14 protein-coding genes are annotated in these 19,512 nt (G+C 67.0%); 7 read left to right on the forward strand and 7 right to left on the reverse strand.

The window, feature by feature from the left end; all coding sequences use genetic code 11:
- Positions 1-6: 6 nt before the first annotated feature.
- From JHD77_RS18695 to uvrD, 4 genes are all read right to left on the reverse strand, one after another.
- A complete protein-coding gene (locus JHD77_RS18695) occupies positions 7-210 on the reverse strand; it encodes a DUF1127 domain-containing protein (RefSeq protein WP_003096877.1) in 204 nt (67 codons plus the stop codon).
- 377 nt (positions 211-587) lie between these two features.
- Positions 588-2,081 carry an acetyl-CoA hydrolase/transferase family protein gene (locus JHD77_RS18700; RefSeq protein ID WP_003096875.1) on the reverse strand — a complete coding sequence of 498 codons (1,494 nt, stop codon included), beginning with the start codon at positions 2,079-2,081 and terminating at the stop codon, positions 588-590.
- 97 nt (positions 2,082-2,178) lie between these two features.
- Entirely contained in the window at positions 2,179-2,607 is a 429-nt protein-coding gene (locus JHD77_RS18705) for an EamA family transporter (protein WP_003096873.1), read from the reverse strand.
- A 37-nt stretch (positions 2,608-2,644) separates the two neighbouring features.
- Positions 2,645-4,831, reverse strand: coding sequence for a DNA helicase II (gene uvrD, locus JHD77_RS18710; protein WP_023088826.1), 2,187 nt, complete (start codon positions 4,829-4,831; stop codon positions 2,645-2,647).
- A 176-nt stretch (positions 4,832-5,007) separates the two neighbouring features.
- On the opposite strand from uvrD, the gene JHD77_RS18715 reads away from it, so the two are divergent.
- From JHD77_RS18715 to JHD77_RS18725, 3 genes are read left to right on the forward strand one after another with little or no spacing between them, the layout of a single operon-like run.
- Positions 5,008-7,863 (forward strand): putative bifunctional diguanylate cyclase/phosphodiesterase, encoded by a 2,856-nt coding sequence (locus tag JHD77_RS18715; protein WP_031756756.1) that lies wholly within the window; start codon positions 5,008-5,010, stop codon positions 7,861-7,863.
- A 58-nt stretch (positions 7,864-7,921) separates the two neighbouring features.
- Positions 7,922-10,123, forward strand: coding sequence for a hypothetical protein (locus JHD77_RS18720; RefSeq protein WP_017002409.1), 2,202 nt, complete (start codon positions 7,922-7,924; stop codon positions 10,121-10,123).
- Positions 10,120-10,845: a DUF3142 domain-containing protein gene (locus JHD77_RS18725; protein ID WP_003096864.1), complete on the forward strand. Its 726-nt coding sequence runs from the start codon at positions 10,120-10,122 to the stop codon at positions 10,843-10,845. Before JHD77_RS18720 ends, JHD77_RS18725 begins: the two co-directional genes overlap by 4 nt.
- Here JHD77_RS18725 and trhP read toward each other — a convergent pair.
- Both trhP and zwf read right to left on the reverse strand, forming a co-directional pair.
- Entirely contained in the window at positions 10,839-12,233 is a 1,395-nt protein-coding gene (gene trhP, locus JHD77_RS18730) for a prephenate-dependent tRNA uridine(34) hydroxylase TrhP (RefSeq protein WP_003105560.1), read from the reverse strand. The two genes, JHD77_RS18725 and trhP, sit on opposite strands and share 7 nt — an antisense overlap.
- A gap of 80 nt (positions 12,234-12,313) precedes the next feature.
- Positions 12,314-13,780, reverse strand: a complete 1,467-nt coding sequence (gene zwf / locus JHD77_RS18735; protein WP_017002408.1) for a glucose-6-phosphate dehydrogenase — start codon at positions 13,778-13,780, stop codon at positions 12,314-12,316.
- A gap of 85 nt (positions 13,781-13,865) precedes the next feature.
- On the opposite strand from zwf, the gene hexR reads away from it, so the two are divergent.
- On the forward strand, positions 13,866-14,747 hold the full coding sequence (gene hexR, locus JHD77_RS18740) for a transcriptional regulator HexR (protein WP_003096857.1): 882 nt from the start codon (positions 13,866-13,868) through the stop codon (positions 14,745-14,747).
- A gap of 106 nt (positions 14,748-14,853) precedes the next feature.
- Positions 14,854-15,069, forward strand: coding sequence for a PA3496 family putative envelope integrity protein (locus JHD77_RS18745; protein WP_003105559.1), 216 nt, complete (start codon positions 14,854-14,856; stop codon positions 15,067-15,069).
- Here the strand turns inward: JHD77_RS18745 and pycR are convergent.
- Positions 15,023-15,958 carry a LysR family transcriptional regulator PycR gene (gene pycR, locus JHD77_RS18750; RefSeq protein ID WP_003121355.1) on the reverse strand — a complete coding sequence of 312 codons (936 nt, stop codon included), beginning with the start codon at positions 15,956-15,958 and terminating at the stop codon, positions 15,023-15,025. The two genes, JHD77_RS18745 and pycR, sit on opposite strands and share 47 nt — an antisense overlap.
- Before the next feature lie 213 nt (positions 15,959-16,171).
- Between pycR and JHD77_RS18755 the strand changes: the two genes are divergently transcribed.
- Together JHD77_RS18755 and oadA are read left to right on the forward strand one after the other, a co-directional pair.
- Positions 16,172-17,587: an acetyl-CoA carboxylase biotin carboxylase subunit gene (locus JHD77_RS18755; RefSeq protein WP_003096848.1), complete on the forward strand. Its 1,416-nt coding sequence runs from the start codon at positions 16,172-16,174 to the stop codon at positions 17,585-17,587.
- A 15-nt stretch (positions 17,588-17,602) separates the two neighbouring features.
- Complete coding sequence (oadA, locus tag JHD77_RS18760; protein WP_003105555.1) at positions 17,603-19,426, forward strand: sodium-extruding oxaloacetate decarboxylase subunit alpha; 1,824 nt, start codon at positions 17,603-17,605, stop codon at positions 19,424-19,426.
- The last annotated feature ends 86 nt before the right edge of the window (positions 19,427-19,512 follow it).

Raw genomic sequence — 19,512 nt, forward strand, 5'->3', positions numbered from 1 at the left:
TATCGCTTAGCGCCAGAACGGCTTGTTCAGCTCGGCGTAGCGCTGGGCTTCGCTGATGCCGGCGTCGGCGAGCAGGCGGGAGTCCAGGCGGGCCAGCTGGCGACGGCTCTGGATGCGGCGCTGCCACAGTTTCATGGTGCCCAGCAGGCTGCTGCTGCGGCGGTTGGAGCGAGCGATGTCGAAAGTGTTGGAACCGAGGGTACGTTCCATGATGTGTCGATCCTTCCCACTTGTGGTGGGTAGTCAGGTTGCTAGTGATTAACTGAGCAATATGATCTGACTAACAGGTCAACAAGAATAGGAACAGTTGCGGAGAATTGCGTTGGATCACCGGGGTGTGTTTCCGAACTGTATGGGTTGTTTCGGTGCGTAACTGTACCGCTCTGCACCGTCATGGTGCGTTACCGAAAGAAACAACGAAGTGTTACAGCAGGAAAAGCGGAAGGGCCGGGTCGGCGTGTTGCGATGGCGGCAAGAGAAAAGGCCGCCGAAATATGTTTTTACGTGGTTTTTTCTGCCCTGTCCAGACGCCCGGAAGAATTAATCGTCCGGGCGCTGGAAATAGTTGCGGATGAAACGGTTCAGCCTCAGCCGGCCAGCATGTGTCCGCGTTCTTCCAGGTTCAGGTGCCAGGCCAGCGCCTCGCGCAACAGATGCGGCGTGTGGCCGCCTTTCGCGCAAGCCGCCTCGAAGTAGTCCAGCAGCGGTGCCTGGTAGGACGGGTGGACACAGTTCTCGATGATCACCCGGGCCCGTTCGCGAGGCGCCAGGCCGCGCAGGTCGGCGAGGCCCTGCTCGGTGACGAGGATGTCGACGTCGTGCTCGGTGTGGTCGACGTGGCTGACCATCGGCACCACGCTGGAAATGTTGCCGCCCTTGGCGATCGACTTGGTGACGAAGATCGCCAGGTGCGCGTTGCGGGCGAAGTCGCCGGAGCCGCCGATGCCGTTCATCATCTTGGTGCCGCCGACGTGGGTCGAGTTGACGTTGCCGTAGATGTCGAACTCCAGCGCCGTATTGATGCCGATGATGCCCAGGCGACGGACCACCTCGGGGTGGTTGGAGATTTCCTGCGGGCGCAGCACCAGCTTGTCCTTGTAGCGCTCCAGGTTACCGAACACGTCGGCGTTGCGCCGCGGCGACAGGGTGATCGAGCTGCCCGAGGCGAAGCGCAGCTTGCCGGCGTCGATCAGGTCGAAGGTCGAGTCCTGCAGCACTTCGGAGTACATGGTCAGGTTCTCGAACGGCGACTCGATCAGGCCGCACATCACCGCGTTGGCGATGCTGCCGATACCGGCCTGCAGCGGGCCGAGGCTGTTGCTCATGCGCCCGGCGTCGACCTCGCGCTTGAAGAAATCGATCAGGTGGTTGGCGATGGCCTGGGTCTCGCCGTCCGGCGGCAGCACGGTGGATGGCGAGTCCGGCTGGTCGTTGATGACGATGGCGACGATCTTCTCCGGCGGGATCGGGATCGCCGTGCTGCCGATGCGGTCGTCGACGCGGGTCAGCGGGATCGGCGTGCGGGTCGGCCGGTAGGTCGGGATATAGATGTCGTGCAGGCCTTCCAGGTTGGTGCTGTGGGCCAGGTTGATCTCGACGATGACCTGCTTGGCGAAGATCGCGAAGCTCGCCGAGTTGCCCACCGAGGTGGTCGGCACGATGTGGCCCTGCTCGGTGATCGCGGCGGCTTCGATGACGGCGATGTCCGGCAGCTTCAGCTGGTGGTTGCGCAACTGCTCGACGGTTTCCGAGAGGTGCTGGTCGATGAACATCACTTCGCCGGCGTTGATCGCCTTGCGCAGGGTGCTGTCGACCTGGAACGGCATGCGCCGGGCGAGCACGCCGGCCTCGGTGAGCTGCTTGTCGAGGTCGTTGCCGAGGCTGGCGCCGGTCATCAGGCTGATACGCAGCGGACGTTCCTTGGCGCGCATGGCCAGCGCCTGGGGGACGGCCTTGGCCTCGCCGGCGCGGGTGAAACCGCTCATGCCGACGGTCATGCCGTCCTGGATCAGGTCGGCGGCTTCGGCCGCACTCATCACCTTGTCGAGCAGGGAGGGCAGGCGCACGCGATCACGGTACATGGAACGAACCTCAGACGACGAATTATTAGAGGCCGCCAGTCTAGGGTTTCCGCGATTTTTCGCCTTTATACCAAGGTCGAAGCGCCATTCAGCGGGCTTATGGGCGGATTGCCAGGACCACCACGCCCGCTGTCACCAGGGCTACGCCGAGCCATTGGCGCAGGTCCAGGCGTTCGCCGAGGAAGGCCACGCCGAGCAGTGCCACCAGCACCACGCTGAACTTGTCCAGCGGCGCCACCAGCGACGCCGGGCCGAGCTTGAGGGCGCGGAAATAGCAGATCCAGGAGGCACCGGTGGCCAGCCCGGAGAGCACCAGGAACAGCCAGCTGCGCGGCGGGATGCTGCCCGGGGCTTGGAACTTGCCCAGGACCGCGAGGATGCCGCCGAGGGTGACGAGGATCACCAGGGTGCGGATGAAGGTGGCGAAGTCCGAATCGACCCGGTCGAGGCCGATCTTGGCGAAGATCGCGGTCAGCGCGGCGAACAGCGCCGAAAGCAGTGCCCAGAAGGCCCAGGATGCCAGCATGTCGTCCTCCTCCGGGCCTTCTCCACGGGCTGCGCCGCTACAGGGCTTCCAGCTTGGCGTAGCCGAGCATCAGCCACTTGCTGCCTTCGCTCTCGAAGTTCACCTGCACCCGGGCCTGGGCGCCGGCGCCTTCGAAGTTGAGGATAGTCCCTTCGCCGAACAGCGCGTGGCGAACCCGCTGGCCGAGGGAGAAGGGCGTCTCCGGCACCCCGGCGCCGCTGAACAGGCTGCCGCCGGCGTTGCGCGAAGTGCCGCCGTAGGGGCGGCTGACGGTATTGGACAGGCGCACTTCCTGGATCAGCGCCGGCGGGATCTCGCGGATGAAGCGCGAAACCTTGTTGTAGGTCTCGCTACCGTAGAGCCGGCGGGTCTCCGCGTAGGTCAGGACCAGTCGCTGCATGGCGCGGGTGACGCCGACGTAGGCCAGGCGGCGTTCCTCTTCCAGGCGGCCGGACTCCTCCAGGCTCATCTTGTGCGGGAACAGCCCTTCCTCCATGCCGACCAGGAACACCAGCGGGAACTCCAGGCCCTTGGCGCTGTGCAGGGTCATCAGCTGGACACTGTCCTCGTGGGCGTCGGCCTGGGTTTCCCCGGCCTCCAGGGAGGCGTGGCTGAGGAAGGCCTGCAGCGGGGTGAGGTCTTCCTCTTCCTCGCTGTTCTCGAAGGCGCGGGCGGCGCTGACCAGTTCCTCGAGGTTCTCCACCCGGGCCTGGCCTTTCTCGCCTTTTTCTTCCTTGTGGTAGCTGATCAGTCCGGACTGCTCGATCACCGTCTGGGTCATCAGGTGCAGCGGCATGTCCATGACCTTCGCCGAAAGATTCTCGATCAGCTCGACGAAGCCGGTCAGGGCGCTGGCGGCGCGGCCGGGCAGGACCTTGTTGGCGATCATCAGGCGGATCGCCTCCCACATCGACACATCGTTGCCGCGGGCGAATTCGCGGATGCTCTCCACGGTCTTCTCGCCGATGCCGCGTGCCGGCACGTTGACCACCCGTTCCAGCGCCGCGTCGTTGCCGCGGCCGTCGAGCAGGCGCAGGTAGGCCATGGCGTTCTTGATCTCGGCACGCTCGAAGAAGCGCTGGCCGCCGTAGATGCGGTAGGGAATCTTCTCCCGCAGCAGGGCTTCCTCCAGCACCCGCGACTGGGCGTTGGAGCGGTAGAGGATGGCGATCTCGCTGCGCGCCAGGCCGCCCTTGAGCGCCCTCTCGATCGACTCGACCACGTAGCGCGCCTCGTCGTGCTCGTTGAACGCGGCGTACAGGCTCAGCGACTCGCCGTCCTCGCCGTCGGTCCACAACTCCTTGCCCAGGCGTCCCTGATTGTTGGCGATCAGGGCGTTGGCGGCCTTGAGGATCGACGCGGTGGAACGGTAGTTCTGCTCCAGGCGGATCACCTCGGCGTCGGCGAAGTCGTCGCTGAACTGCTGGATGTTCTCGATCCGTGCGCCACGCCAGCCGTAGATCGACTGGTCGTCGTCGCCGACCACCATCAGGCTGTCGCCGCCCTTGGCGAGAATCCGTAGCCAGGCGTACTGCACGGCGTTGGTGTCTTGGAACTCGTCCACCAGGATATGGCGGAAGCGCCGCTGGTAGTGCTCGAGCACGCCGGGATGGTCGCGCCAGAGGTCCAGGGCGCGCAGCAGCAGCTCGGAGAAGTCGATCACCCCGGCGCGGGCGCAGGCCGCCTCGTAGGCTTCGTAGATCTTCAGCATGGTGGCGAGGAACAGGTCGCCGCCGGGCTGGATGTGTTGCGGCCGCAGGCCCTCGTCCTTCTGCCCGTTGATGAACCACTGGGCCTGGCGCGCCGGCCAGCGCTGCTCGTCGAGGCCGAGTTCGCGGATCACCCGCTTGACCAGGCGTTGCTGGTCGTCGCTGTCGAGGATCTGGAAGTTCTCGCTCAGCCCGGCCTCGCGCCAGTGCGCGCGCAGCAGGCGATGGGCGAGGCCGTGGAAGGTGCCGACCCACATGCCCGCCGGATTGATCCCGAGCAACTGCTCGATGCGGTGGCGCATCTCCGCCGCCGCCTTGTTGGTGAAGGTCACCGACAGGATGCTGTAGGGCGAGGCGTGCTCGACCTGGATCAGCCAGGCGATCCGGTGCACCAGCACGCGGGTCTTGCCCGAGCCGGCGCCGGCGAGGACCAGTTGGCGGCCCAGCGGCGCGGCCACGGCCTGGCGCTGCGGGTCGTTGAGGGAGTTCAGCAGGAGGGAGAGGTCGTCGTTCATCGCGGCATTCTACCGGGGCGGGGAAAAGCCGGGCAAACCGGGCCGCCATTCGGCGCAGGCCGGCGCAGCGTGGGGCCTGGCTGCGGAAAAATGCTCTATCCCGGCCTTGGGCAGCCTGCCCCTGCTCGGTTATGCTCCGGCCACTTCAAGGCAAACCACTACAAGAACAAGCGCCTATGACCGTCCATGTCGAGCCCTTGGCGCTGCCGGGCGGCAGCACCGATGTACTGCGGCTCTACGCCCGCGAAATCGCCATCGAGCGTACCCGGCTCCTTTATCTCGGCTCGCGCACGCCGACCCTGCTCATGCTGCTCGGCGGCGTGACCAGCGCCTGCCTGGTGTGGGGCAAGGTCAGCAGCTGGCTGCTCGGCGGCTGGCTGGTCTGGCTGGTGTTGCTCGCCGTCCTGCGCCTGCTGCAGGTCGCCGCCTTCCAGCAGGCCGACAGCCGTCGCCAGGCCAGCCGCCACTGGCGGCGGACCTTCCTGTGCGGCGCCGGCGCCTCGGGCCTGACCCTGGCGTTCGCGGTGATCATGCTGGTCCCGGCCGATGCCTTCCTCCAGCAGGTGCTGGTGTTCGGCCTGGTGGCGGCGGCGATCCTCTCCGCCAGCGTCGCCTATGCGGTGAGCCTGCCGGCCTTCCTCACCTTCGCCTTGCCGGGCCTGCTGCCATCCATCGTTTTCCTGCTGTTGCAGCCGCATAGCCTGTTGCAGGGCTGGGGCGTGCTCGGCCTGATCCTGCTGGTGGCGCTGCTGGTGGTCGCCGGGCAGATCCACCGGCTGGTGCAGGGCGCGCTGCTGCGACGCTTCCAGACCCAGGCGCTGAACCTGCACCTGGAACGCGTCAACGCCGAGGCCGAAGCGCTCAATCGCAAGCTCGCCCAGGAGGTCGGCCAGCGACGCCTGGTCGAACGCGAGCTGCGCGCCGCCCGCGATGCCTTGCAGCGCCGGGTGGAGGCGCGCACCGAGGAGCTTGGCGCGACCAGCCAGGCGCTCAGCCAGAGCGAGGCGCGCCTGGCCATGGCCCTGGAGGCCAGCGAACTGGGGTTGTGGGACTGGGACCTGGAGAGCGGCCGGGTCCAGCATTCCTATATCGAGGCGGTCTTCAGCGACGCCGGGGACGGTCCCGAGGACTATCGCAGGCTGATCGAAAGCATCCACCCCGGCGACCTGCCGCGCATCCGTCGCGCCCTCGCCGAACATCTCAAGGGGCGCAGCGAGCTGTACCGGGTGGAGTACCGCGTGCGCGACCGGGAGGGCGGCTGGCGCTGGCTGGAGGATCGTGGCCGGGCCATGGCTCGCGACCCGCGGGGACGGGTGACGCGGATGCTCGGCACGCGCAGCGACATCAGCGCGCGCAAGCGCCTGGAAGAGCAGCAGCAACTGGCCGCGACAGTGTTCGAGGCGGCCAGCGAGAGCATCGTGATCCTCGATCCGGCCTACAACCTGCTGGCGGTCAACCAGGCCTTCAGTCGCATCACCGGCTATCGCCGCGAGGACGTGGTCGGGCGCAACGCCAGCCTGCTGGTGAATACCCCCGAGGCCCAGCGCCACTACCGGCAGATCCGCGCCGAGCTGCGCCAGCACGGGCAGTGGCAGGGCGAACTGGTGGATACGCGGAAGAATGGCGATCCCTATCCCCAATGGCTGCAGCTCAACCTGCTGCGCGACGGCAATGGCGAGGCGACCCACATCGTCGGTTTCTTCACCGATCTCAGTGCCCGCCGCGACGTCGAGGAGCGCCTGCGTCACCTGCTGCACTACGACGAACTGACCGGCCTGGCCAACCGCCGGTTGTTCCGCGAGCGGCTGCACGAGGCGGCCCAGCGGGCGCGCCAGGAGGAGGGCGGGCTGGCCCTGCTGCTGATCGACCTGGACCGCTTCAAGCTGCTCAACGACAGCCTCGGCCACGAGGTCGCCGACCAGTTGCTCAGGGAGATGGCCCAGCGCCTGCGGCGCACCGCGCCGGAAGCCAACACCCTGGCGCGTCTGGCCGGCGACGAGTTCGCCATCCTCCTCGATGGCGGCACCGGCACCGCGGCCCTGTCGCGCCTGGCCGAACGCCTGCTGGTCCAGTTGCGCCAGCCGGTGAGCGTGCTCGGCCACGAGTTGATCCTCGGCGCCTCGCTGGGGATCAGCCTGTTTTCCGAGCAGGCACGGGAAATCTCCGTGCTGATGAGCCAGGCGAACCTGGCGATGCAACATGCCAAGCAACTCGGCGGCAATACCTTCCAGTTCTTCCGCGACAACCTGCAGGACAGCACCCTCGAACGCCTGCGCCTGGAAACCCGGTTGCGCAAGGCGGTCGAGGAGGGCCAGCTGGACGTGCATTACCAGCCCAAGCTGTGCCTGGCCAGCGGCTGCGCGGACTCGGTCGAGGCGCTGGTGCGCTGGCACCATCCGGAGGAGGGCATGATCCCGCCGTCGACCTTCATCGGCCTCGCCGAGGAGTGCGGGTTGATCGGCGAGATCGGTGAATTCGTCCTGCGCCGGGCCTGCCTGCAGGCCGCCGAGTGGAGCCAGCGGGGCCTGAACCTGCGGGTCTCGGTGAACCTCTCGGTCCACCAGTTGCGCCAGGGCGACCTGCTCGACGTAGTGCGCTCGGCGCTGGCCGACAGCGGCCTGCCGGCGGCGCAACTGGAGCTGGAGTTGACCGAAAGCCAGTGGCTGGACGCCCTCGATAGTGTCCTGGCGACCTTCCGCCAGTTGCGCGAGATGGGGGTGAAGCTATCGGTCGACGACTTCGGCACCGGCTATTCCTCGCTCAGCTACCTGAAGCGCCTGCCGCTGGACTACCTGAAGATCGACCAGTCGTTCGTCCGCGACCTGACCCAGAACAGCGAGGATGCGGCGATCATCCGGGCGATCATCGCCATGGCCCACAGCCTCGACCTGAAGGTGGTCGCCGAAGGCGTGGAAACCATCGAACAGCGGGACTTCCTGGTGGCCCAGCGTTGCGACGAGCTGCAGGGCTACCTGATCGGCCGGCCGTTGCCGGCCCATGCCCTGGAGGAAGGTTTGCGCCAGGCTCGTTGAACGCGATCCGGCGGAGTATGCTGTAGCACTTTCGACTCCCACGAATTAAGGACGATTCATGCGCTCGAAGCCGCTTCTTCCCGCCCTCCTGCTGGTGGGCGCCGGTCTCTCCCCGCTGGCCCAGGCCAGCAGCGACGACTCCTGCTATCCCGATTGGTCGCTGGTCGGCGGCGGTGTCTGCGATACCCTGCCGTTCCTCGCCCCGGGCAACGACACCCGCGCCAACCTGCGCCTGCTGCTGGCCGACGCCGGCCACTGGCGGCTGGTGGAGGCGCCGCCGTCGGAGGAAGAGAAGCTCGAAGGCTACGGCCTGGTGCCGTTCGGCCTGTTCCGCCTGCTGCCCGGCGACGGCAGCCAGCCGCCCGCGCCGTCGGCGGCGAGCGAGGCCGAGACACCGCCGCCTGCGCCAGCGCCCTCGCCGCTCGCCGAACTGGCCCGGCAGATGGGCGCCGAAGCGCTACCGGAAAAGATCGCCGGCGCCGAATTCTTCGAGGGCGAGGGCAGCCGCTGCCGCAGCAACGACCAGGACAGCGCGCTGGCGTTTCTTCGCCAGGTGCGTGACGCCGGGCTGGGCGAGGCGGAGACCAAGGCCCTGGCCAACAGCCGCCTGGACCTGCTCGGTGCCTGCGGCTGGGAACAAGAGGAACTGGGCGGTGTGCTCGCGCAAGGCGTCGAGTCGGCCGCAGGCAAGGCCTTCGCCACGTACCTGGAGGCTGCGGCCAACTTCTACAGCGGTCGCTTCGACGAAGCCGAACAGGGCTTCAAGGCGTTGCAGGACGTGTCGCAGCCCTGGCTGAAGGAAACCGCCCTGTACCTGCAGGCGCGCACCCTGCTCAACGCCGCCCAGCAGAACGCCTTCGACGACATGGGCTTCCCCGAGCTGCAGAATGTCGACAAGGCTCGCCTGGAACAGACCCGCAGCGCCCTCGAGGCCTACCTGCAGGCGTATCCGAAGGGGCTCTACGCCGCCTCGGCCAAGGGCTTGCAACGGCGCGTGCACTGGCTGGCCGGCGACCAGAAGCTGCTGGCCCAGGACTATGCCGCGCAATTCGCCGAAGCCGAGCAAGGGCAGCGCAACATGGCCCTGGAAGACCTGGTCCAAGAGGTCGACAACAAGCTCCTGACCGGTATCCAGCTCGGCGACATCCAGACTCCGCTGCTGCTGGCGGTGGCCGACCTGGTGCAGATGCGCGCCCACGATCCGTCGACCCCGCGCAGCTTCACCTGGGAAACGCTGCAGGCCCAACAGGCCAGCTTCGCCGCGCATCCCGAACTGTTCGCCTACCTGCAGGCGGCCTATCGCTTCTATGTCGACCAGGATCCGGCGAAGACCCTCGAAGCGCTGCCGCAAAAGGTCGGCAGCCTCGACTACGTCGGCTTCAGCCAGCAGACCCTGCGCGGGCTGGCGCTGGAGCAGCAGAAGGACTGGAAAGCCGCCGAGGCGCTCTGGCTGGAACTGTTGCCGCAGGCCGCGCAGCCGTACCAGAAGGGCCAGTTGCAGCTGGCCCTGGCGCTCAACTACGAGCGCAGCGGCCAGTTGGAAAAGGTCTTCGCCGAAGGTTCGCCGGTCCAGGAGCCGCTGCTGCGCAGCATCCTCCTGCGCAACGTCGCCGACGCCGCGCTGTTGCGCCGCCAGACCAAGCAGGGCGCGACGGCGGAAGAGCGCGATACCGCGCTGTTCACTCTCCTTTACAAGGACCTGCGCCGCAGCCGCTTCGCCGACTTCGGCAAGGACTTCGCGCTGCTCGGCGAAACCCCCTCGCAGACCAAGCTGGGCACCAGCCTCGGCTATGTCTACGGCGCCGGTAACAGCCTGGAGCTGTTCCGCTGGAAGGGCGACAAGGCCGAGTCCGGCTACGTTTGCCCGGCCATCGCCGAGTCGGCCGCGGCGCTGGCCGCCGATGACAAGGACCCGAAGGGCCTGAACTGCCTGGGCGAATTCATCCTGCGCAACGGTCTCGACGGCATGCCGCTGGACAGCCAGCCCGAGGCCAACGAGCTGGGCGGCACCCCGAGCGGCTTCAAGGGCGAGGTGTACTCCCGGCTGGATGGCTATCGCCTGGTCATGGACAACCCCAAGGCTCCGCGCGAAGACAAGGCCTACGCGCTGTTCCGCGCGATCAACTGCTTCGCCCCGGCCGGCTACAACACCTGCGGCCAGCAGGACATCCCGCAGGCCGAGCGCAAGCAATGGTTCCGTACGCTCAAGTCGACCTACGCCGACAGCTCCTGGGCCAAGGAACTGAAGTACTACTGGTGAGGCGCTGGCGAGCCTGGCTGGCGGGCCTGTTGCTGGGCCTGCCGCTGTTGCCGTCCGTCGAGGCCGCGGTGCGCGCCGAGGACTACGGCGCCTTCTGGCTGTGGAGCGGCGTCGCGCCGCAGCCGGTGCTGGCGCGGGCCGAGACGCTGTACATCCTGCAGGGACAGATCAGCCAGTCGCGCCGGCGCCCCGGCGAGGGCGTGCGGCTGATCGCCCAGGGCATCTCGGTGCCACGCCTGGCGCGGGGTGAGGTCTGGGTGGTGTACCGCGCCCATACCCTGCGCTGGACGCCGCAGATCTACCAGGCCGTGCTGAACCAGGTGCAGCGCTGGAAGCGTGCCGGCAACCCGGTGGTCGGCATCCAGATCGACTTCGATGCGCGTACCCGCTACCTCGACGAGTACGTCGATTTCCTCCGCGACCTGCGCCGGCGCCTGCCCCGCGAATACCGCTTGAGCATCACCGGGTTGCTCGACTGGGGCAGCAACGCCGAGCCGGCGGCGATCAACCGGCTCAAGGGCGTGGTCGATGAAGTGGTGGTGCAGACCTACCAGGGGCGCCACAGCATTCCCAACCACGCCGCCTACCTCCCGCGGGTCAGCCGCCTGCAGCTGCCGTACCGGATCGGCCTGGTCCAGGGCGGCGACTGGCAAGCCCCCGACTACCTGGAAAAGAGCCCCTGGTTCAGGGGCTACGTGGTGTTCCTGCTCAACCCTCAGTGAGCGCAGCCGCAAGCGCCCTTGCCGGCACACCCGCCGCTGCGTTCGGCCTGCGGCTGGCGGGTATCCTGGCCGGGCTGGAGATCGCGCATCAGTAGCGCGTAGCACAGGTCCAGGCCTTCCGGCAGCGCCAGGTAGACCACGTGGCCATTGCCCGGCGCCACCTCGATGGCCTCGCCGGCGGCGTTGCGCAGGTCCTCCACGCGCAGGCTCAGGTTGCCTCGCGGAGTCATCAGTTCGACGCTGTCGCCGCGCTGGAAGCGGTTCTTCACCTCCACCTCGGCCAGTCCGTCGCGGCGTTCGCCGGTGAGTTCGCCGACGAACTGCTGGCGCTCGGACAACGAATGGCCGTGCTGGTAGTTCTGGTACTCGTCGTGCACGTGGCGGCGCAGGAAGCCCTCGGTGTAGCCGCGGTGGGCGAGGGACTCCAGGGTGTCCATCAGGCCGCGGTCGAACGGCTTGCCGGCCGCCGCGTCGTCGATCGCCTGGCGGTAGACCTGGGCGGTGCGCGCCACGTAGTAGTGGGATTTGGTGCGGCCCTCGATCTTCAGCGAGTGCACGCCGATCCGCGCCAGCCGCTCGACGTGCTGCACGGCGCGGAGGTCCTTGGAATTCATGATGTAGGTGCCGTGTTCGTCCTCGAAGGCGGCCATCGGTTCGCCGGGACGGTTGCCTTCCTCGAGGAGGAACACCTGCTCGGTCGGCGCGCCGCGTCCCAGGGTCGGCTCCCGCGCCACCACGTTGCCCAGCTCGTCCTCGCGGCCCTCCACCGCCTTGTATTCCCAGCGGCAGGCATTGGTGCAGGTGCCCTGGTTGGGGTCGCGGCGGTTGATGTAGCCGGACAGCAGGCAGCGCCCGGAATAGGCCATGCACAAGGCGCCGTGGACGAACACTTCCAGCTCCATGTCCGGCACCTGCTGGCGGATTTCCTCGATCTCCTCCAGCGACAGCTCGCGGGAAAGGATCACCCGGGTCAGGCCCTGCTGCCGCCAGAATTGCACCGCGGCCCAGTTCACCGCGTTGGCCTGCACCGACAGGTGGATGGGCATCTGCGGGAAATGTTGGCGAACCAGCATGATCAGGCCGGGATCGGACATGATCAGCGCATCCGGACCCATGGCGACCACCGGCTCCAGGTCGCGCAGGAAGGTTTTCAGCTTGGCGTTGTGCGGGGCGATGTTGACCACCACGTAGAAGCGCTTGCCAAGTGCGTGGGCCTCGGCGATGCCTTCGGCCAGTTGGGCGTGGTCGAAATCGTTGTTGCGCACCCGCAGGCTGTAGCGCGGCTGCCCGGCGTAGACGGCATCGGCGCCGTAGGCGAAGGCATAGCGCATGCTTTTCAGGGTGCCGGCGGGGCACAGCAGTTCGGGGCGGAGGGTGGTGGCGGTCATGGTTCGGGCTCGCAACGACGTGGGCGCGCGACTCTAGCCGAGCGCGCGCCGGGCGATCCTGAGCCGGATCAATGTCCGCGTCATTCCAGCCAGCGTCGACCCTGCAGTTCCAGCAGCAGTTGCGCCTGTTCCGGGCCGTTGCTGCCGGCCGGGTAGGGCCGCGGGCTCTGGTAGTGCTCGCGCCAGCCGGCGAGGATCGGGTCGACCCAGCCCCAGGCGGCCTCTACCTCGTCGCGGCGCATGAACAGCGTCGAGTCGCCCTCGATCACGTCCAGCAGCAGGCGCTCGTAGGCGTCCCAGCGCCGCTTGTTGCGGCTGAGGGCCTCGGCCAGGTTGAGGTCCAGCTCCACCGGTTCCAGTTGCATGCCCTTGCCCGGGGTCTTGGCCATCAGTTGCACGCTGATCCGCTCCTCCGGCTGCAACCTTATCCACAGGCGGTTGGCCGGCCCGCCGCCGCCGTCGATCAGGCTGTGCGGCACCGGCTTGAACTGGATGACGATTTCCGAGCACTTGCGCGCCATGCGCTTGCCGGTGCGCAGGTAGAACGGCACCCCGGCCCAGCGCCAGTTCTCGACCTCGGCCTGGAGCGCGACGAAGGTCTCGGTATCGCTGTCGTTGTCGACGTTCTTCTCGAAGTAGTACGCCGGCACCTCCTGGCCGCCGATCCTGCCGGCGGCGTACTGGCCGCGTACCGTCTTGTCCTGCACGTCGAGCCCGGAGATCGGCTTCAGCGCCTGCAGCACCTTGAGCTTCTCGTTGCGCACAGCCTCGGCGTCGAAACGCACCGGCGCCTCCATCGCCACCAGGCAGAGCAACTGGAGCAGATGGTTCTGCACCATGTCGCGCATCGCCCCGGCGTGGTCGTAGTAGCCGCCGCGGTTCTCCACGCCAAGGGTCTCGTTGACGCTGATCTGCACATGGTCGATGTGCGCCGCGCGCCAGACCGGCTCGAACAACGCATTGGCGAAGCGCAGGGCCATCAGGTTCTGCACGGTTTCCTTGCCCAGGTAGTGGTCGATGCGGAACACCCGCGACTCGTCGAACACCCGGCCGATGGACTGGTTGATCGCCCGCGCCGAGTCCAGCGAATGGCCCAGCGGTTTTTCCAGCACGATGCGCGCTTGCGGCCCGGCGAGGCCGGCGATGGAGAGGTTCTGCGCGATCGGCGCGAACAGGCTCGGCGAGGTCGCCAGGTAGTGCACCAGCACCCGGCCCTCGCTGCTCTTCAGGTGCCGCGCGAGACGGCCGAAGTCGGCGCTCTGCGAGGCGTCCATGGCCAGGTAGTCGAGGCGCGCGGCGAAGCCTTTCCATTGTTCGGCGGCGAACTCGCTGCGCGCCACCACCGCGCGGACGTTGCGCTCGGCGAAGGCGAGGAAGGCGGCGTTGTCCAGCGCGCTGCGGGCGAGGGCGAAGATCCGTGTATCGGCCGGCAGGCGGTCCTCCCGGTGCAGGCGATAGAGCGCCGGCAGCAGCTTGTGCAGGGCCAGGTCGCCGGTACCGCCGAAGACCAGGATGTCGCAGGACGTTGGAGTGGCTGGTGTACTCAAGGCAAGCTCCCGACGGCGTTGGCTGGGCGTGGCTGACTGTTTGTAGTATAACTACAAGGTTACTACAGAGAATCGAGCCCAGCCTGTGAACCTGCTGCAGCACATAGCCCAGTCCCGCCAACAGCTCCGCAAGTCGGAACTCAAGGTCGCCGATCACGTTCTCAACGATCCGGCGTCGGTCATGCACAGCTCCATGGCCGAACTGGCCCATGGGGTCGGGGTCAGCGAGCCGACCATCGTGCGCTTCTGCCGCGCCATCGGCTGCAGCGGCTTCCAGGACCTCAAGCTGAAGCTGGCGCAGAGCCTGGCGGCCGGCGCCAGCTTCGGCCAGTTCTCGATCCATGAGAGCGACTCGGTGGCCGACTTCAGCCTGAAGATCTTCGACACCACGCTGCACAGCCTGATGGAAGTCCGCGAGCACCTGGACACCCACGCCCTGGAGCGCGCCATCGCCGCCATCGCCCACGCCCAGCGCGTGGAGTTCTACGGCTTCGGCGCTTCCGGCGCGGTGGCCTCGGATGCCCAGCACAAGTTCTTCCGCCTGCTGCTGTCGGCGGCGGCCTACTCCGACCCGCACATGCAGGCGATGTCGGCGGTGACCCTCAAGCCCAGCGACGTGGCCATCTGCATTTCCCAGTCGGGTCGCTCGAAGGACCTGCTGATCACCGCCAACCTGGTGCGCGAGGCCGGCGCCACGCTGATCACCCTGTGCCCGAGCCAGACCCCGCTGGCCGACCTGGCCACGGTCAACCTGGCGATCGACGTGCACGAGGACACCGACATCTACACCCCGCTGACCTCGCGCATCGCCCACCTGGTGGTGATCGACGTGCTGGCGATGGGCGTGGCCATGGCCCGCGGCCCGGACCTGGTCAACCACCTCAAGAGCGTCAAGCGCAGCCTGCGCAGCCTGCGCCTGTCGCCGAAGGTGATGAAGAACCAGGAAGAGCGCGGCGAGCCGTCCTGAGGCGCCGCCGGGAAGGCATAACGCAGTCTTCACCGGCTTGCCGCCAAACCGTCACATTGCTGCGCGATGCTCGCGACTCCAGCCAGTCGGCCATGGGAGACGCGAGATGCCCCGTCATAGCGATGCCAATGCCCAGCACGTGGATTCGAAAACCCGCCGCAAACTCGAAGACCAGCGGCGCATGCAATTCCGCCGGGCGATCGAGGACCACTGCGAAGAACTGCGCCTGCGCCAGGAACTGGCCGACTACCCCGAGCTGGTAGCCGCCGCCTACCTCAGCTCGAACCGCCAGGGCCGGCGAAGCGCCCAGCGAGCTGGCTGATCAGCGCCCGCTCCTCGCGGACGAAGGCGACGAACGCCTGGGCCACCGGGCTCAGGCGCTTGCCCTTGGCGTGCACCAGGCACCAGCTGCGATAGAGCGGCAATTCCTCCACCGGTAGTTCGCGCAGCAGGCCGTTGGCCAGTTCCTGGTGCGCCGCATGGCGCGGCAGCAGGGCCAGGCCGAGGCCGGCGATCACCCCTTCGCGCAGGGACTCCAGCGAGGCGATCTCCTGGATCTGCGAGAAGTGCGCGCGGCGTTGCTGGAAGAACTCCTCGCAAGCCTTGCGGGTGCCGGAGCCCGGTTCGCGGACCAGTAGCGGGAAGGGCTCCAGGTCCTTCAGGGCCAGCTTCGCGGCGTTGCACAGCGGATGGTCCGGCGGCGCCACGGCGATGATCGGGTTGTTCAGGAAGGGCAGGAACTCCAGGGCCATGTCCTGCGGTACCAGGGACATGATCACCAGGTCGTCGCGGTTGTCGGCCAGGCGCTTGATCACCTGGGTGCGGTTGACCACCGTCAGGCTCAGGCTGACTTCCGGATGCAGGTTCTGGAACGCCTTGAACAGGTGCGGGGTGATGTACTTGGCGCTGGACTCCACCGCCAGGCGCAACTGGCCCTGCAGCGAGCCCTTCAGGTCCGAGAGCTGCATGTCCAGGCTTTCCAGGCGCTGGAACAGGTCGGTGCTGGTCTTCAGCAGGGCTTCGGCGGCATCGGTCAGGTAGAGCTTCTTGCCGACGTACTCGAACAGCGGCTGGCCGACCAGCTCTTCCAGTTGGCGGATCTGCAGGCTGACCGCCGGCTGGGTCAGGGCCATTTCCTCCGCCGCCCGGCTGTAGGAGCGGCTCTCGCATACGGCACGAAAAACCTGAAGCTGCCGTAATGTCATACGCATCAACGACTTACGCATTCCAGTCACACTCTGACCGAGATCGGTCGGGCGACTATAAAGCTTTTCTAATGGCTATCCCAATAATTATTGATTTTTGTTAATCACCCTCACGGGGGTAGGGTAAAAGCGCGACCGGGAGCTGCCTGCCGGTCATGCAGCGACCGGAATATCCGGATCGACCGTACCAGGTTCCCAACCCCGAAGAGGGAGACCTCCGTGATCAAGAAGATCCTGATCGCCAACCGCGGCGAGATTGCCGTCCGCATCGTGCGCGCCTGTGCCGAGATGGGCATCCGCTCGGTGGCCGTCTACTCCGAGGCCGATCGCCACGCGCTGCACGTCAAGCGCGCCGACGAAGCCCACAGCATCGGCGCGGACCCGCTGGCCGGCTACCTCAACCCGCGCGCCCTGGTGAACCTGGCGGTGGAAAGTGGCTGCGACGCCCTGCACCCCGGCTATGGCTTCCTCTCGGAAAATGCCGAGCTGGCGGAAATCTGCGCCGAGCGCGGTATCAAGTTCATCGGCCCGTCGGCGCAAGTGATCCGCCGCATGGGCGACAAGACCGAAGCCCGCCGCAGCATGATCGCCGCCGGCGTGCCCTGCACCCCCGGCACCGAAGGCAACGTCGCCGATCTCGCCGAGGCCCTGCGCGAAGCCGAGCGGATCGGCTACCCGGTGATGCTCAAGGCCACCTCCGGCGGCGGCGGTCGCGGCATCCGTCGCTGCAACAGCCGCGAGGAGCTGGAACAGGCGTTCCCGCGGGTGATCTCCGAGGCGACCAAGGCCTTCGGCAGCGCCGAGGTATTCCTCGAGAAGTGCATCGTCAATCCCAAGCACATCGAGGCGCAGATCCTCGCCGATTCCTTCGGCAACACCGTGCACCTGTTCGAGCGCGACTGCTCGATCCAGCGCCGCAACCAGAAGCTCATCGAGATCGCCCCGAGCCCGCAGCTCACCCCTGAGCAGCGCGCTTATATCGGCGACCTGGCGGTGCGCGCGGCCAAGGCGGTGGGCTACGAGAACGCCGGCACCGTGGAGTTCCTGCTCGCCGACGGCGAGGTGTACTTCATGGAGATGAACACCCGGGTCCAGGTGGAGCACACCATCACCGAGGAGATCACCGGCATCGACGTGGTCCGCGAGCAAATCCGCATCGCTTCCGGGCTGGAGCTGTCGGTCAAGCAGGACGACATCGTCCATCGCGGCTACGCCCTGCAGTTCCGCATCAACGCCGAGGACCCGAAGAACAACTTCCTGCCCTCGTTCGGCAAGATCACCCGCTACTACGCCCCCGGCGGCCCCGGCGTGCGTACCGACACGGCGATCTACACCGGCTACACCATCCCGCCGTACTACGACTCGATGTGCCTGAAGCTGATCGTCTGGGCGCTGACCTGGGAAGAGGCCCTCGATCGCGGCCTGCGCGCCCTCGATGACATGCGCGTGCAAGGGGTCAAGACCACCGCGCCGTACTACCAGGAAATCCTCCGCAACCCGGAATTCCGCAGCGGCCAGTTCAACACCAGCTTCGTCGAAAGCCACCCGGAACTGACCCAGTACTCGATCAAGCGCAACCCGTCGCACCTGGCCATCGCCATCGCCACCGCCATCGCGGCCCACGCCGGCCTGTAAGGGAAGGAGCAGAACATGAGCAATACCATCCAAGCGAAGAAGACCGGCGTCACCGATACCATCCTGCGCGATGCCCACCAGTCGCTGCTGGCGACCCGCATGCGCACCGAGGACATGCTGCCGATTTGCGACAAGCTCGACCGCGTCGGCTACTGGTCGCTGGAAGTCTGGGGCGGCGCCACCTTCGACGCCTGCGTGCGCTTCCTCAAGGAAGACCCGTGGGAACGCCTGCGCAAGCTCAAGGCGGCGCTGCCCAACACCCGCCTGCAGATGCTCCTGCGCGGGCAGAACCTGCTCGGCTACCGCCACTACAGCGACGATGTGGTGCGCGCCTTCGTGGCCAAGGCGGCGGTCAACGGCATCGACGTGTTCCGCATCTTCGACGCGATGAACGACGTGCGTAACCTGCGCGTCTCCATCGAGGCGGTGAAGGCCGCCGGCAAGCACGCCCAGGGCACCATCTGCTACACCACCAGCCCGGTGCACACCATCGAGGCCTTCGTCGCCCAGGGCAAGGCGATGGCCGACATGGGCGTCGACTCCATCGCCATCAAGGACATGGCCGGCCTGCTCACCCCCTATGCCACCGGCGACCTGGTCAAGGCCCTGAAGGACGCCCTGCCGCTGGACGTGGTGGTGCATTCCCATGACACCGCCGGTGTCGCCAGCATGTGCCAGCTCAAGGCCGTGGAAAACGGCGCCGACCGTATCGACACGGCGATCTCCAGCATGGCCTGGGGCACCAGCCACCCGGGCACCGAGTCGATGGTCGCGGCGCTGCGCGGTACCCCCTACGACACCGGCCTGGACCTGGAGCTGATCCAGGAGATCGGCATGTACTTCCACGCGGTGCGCAAGAAGTACCACCAGTTCGAGAGCGAATTCACCGGCGTGGATACCCGCGTGCAGGTCAACCAGGTGCCGGGCGGGATGATTTCCAACCTGGCCAACCAGCTCAAGGAGCAGGGCGCGCTGAACCGTATGGGCGAGGTGCTCGAGGAAATCCCGCGGGTCCGCGCCGACCTCGGTTTCCCGCCGCTGGTGACGCCGACTTCGCAGATCGTCGGCACCCAGGCGTTCTTCAACGTGCTCGCCGGCGAGCGCTACAAGACCATCACCAACGAAGTGAAGCTGTACCTGCAGGGCCGTTATGGCAAGGCCCCCGGCGAGGTCAACGAGCAACTGCGGCGCCAGGCCATCGGCAGCGAGGAAGTTATCGACGTGCGCCCGGCCGACCTGATCAAGCCGGAGCTGAACAAGCTGCGCAGCGAGATCGGCAACCTGGCCAAGTCCGAGGAAGACGTACTCACCTACGCGATGTTCCCGGACATCGGGCGCAAGTTCCTCGAAGAGCGTGAGGCCGGCACCCTGAAGCCCGAGGAACTGCTGCCGATTCCCACCGGCAAGGGCGTCGCCGCCGCTGGCGCGGAAGGCACCCCGACCGAGTTCGTCATCGACGTGCACGGCGAGACCTACCGCGTCGACATCACCGGGGTCGGCGTGAAGAGCGACAACAAGCGGCACTTCTACCTGTCCATCGACGGCATGCCGGAAGAAGTGGTGTTCGAGCCGCTCAACGAATATGTCGCCGGCTCCGCCAGCGGCCGCAAGCATGCCAGCGAGCCGGGCCACGTCAGCACCACCATGCCGGGCAACATCGTCGACGTGCTGGTGAAGGAAGGCGATAGCGTCAAGGCCGGCCAGGCGGTGTTGATCACCGAGGCGATGAAGATGGAAACCGAGGTCCAGGCCGGCATCGCCGGTACGGTCAAGGCGATCCACGTGGCCAAGGGCGACCGGGTCAACCCGGGCGAGATCCTGATCGAGATTGCGGGCTGACCGCGACAGACGGTTAAAGTCCCTGGGGGAGCATGATGCTCCCCTTTTTTTATCGGCATCGGTTGCCGCGTCGGCCGGCTGTTCGC

This window comes from Pseudomonas sp. P20, assembly GCF_016463925.1.
Taxonomy (GTDB): domain Bacteria; phylum Pseudomonadota; class Gammaproteobacteria; order Pseudomonadales; family Pseudomonadaceae; genus Pseudomonas; species Pseudomonas aeruginosa.

Excerpts from the sequence above, each read along its gene's own strand:
- trhP (WP_003105560.1), bottom strand. The coding sequence starts at position 12,233 with ATGACCGCCACCACCCTCCGCCCCGAACTGCTGTGCCCCGCCGGCACC.
- JHD77_RS18695 (WP_003096877.1), bottom strand. The coding sequence starts at position 210 with ATGGAACGTACCCTCGGTTCCAACACTTTCGACATCGCTCGCTCCAAC.
- JHD77_RS18705 (WP_003096873.1), bottom strand. The coding sequence starts at position 2,607 with ATGCTGGCATCCTGGGCCTTCTGGGCACTGCTTTCGGCGCTGTTCGCC.
- JHD77_RS18720 (WP_017002409.1), top strand. The coding sequence starts at position 7,922 with ATGCGCTCGAAGCCGCTTCTTCCCGCCCTCCTGCTGGTGGGCGCCGGT.
- uvrD (WP_023088826.1), bottom strand. The coding sequence starts at position 4,831 with ATGAACGACGACCTCTCCCTCCTGCTGAACTCCCTCAACGACCCGCAG.
- oadA (WP_003105555.1), top strand. The coding sequence starts at position 17,603 with ATGAGCAATACCATCCAAGCGAAGAAGACCGGCGTCACCGATACCATC.
- JHD77_RS18715 (WP_031756756.1), top strand. The coding sequence starts at position 5,008 with ATGACCGTCCATGTCGAGCCCTTGGCGCTGCCGGGCGGCAGCACCGAT.
- JHD77_RS18745 (WP_003105559.1), top strand. The coding sequence starts at position 14,854 with ATGCCCCGTCATAGCGATGCCAATGCCCAGCACGTGGATTCGAAAACC.
- JHD77_RS18700 (WP_003096875.1), bottom strand. The coding sequence starts at position 2,081 with ATGTACCGTGATCGCGTGCGCCTGCCCTCCCTGCTCGACAAGGTGATG.
- pycR (WP_003121355.1), bottom strand. The coding sequence starts at position 15,958 with ATGCGTATGACATTACGGCAGCTTCAGGTTTTTCGTGCCGTATGCGAG.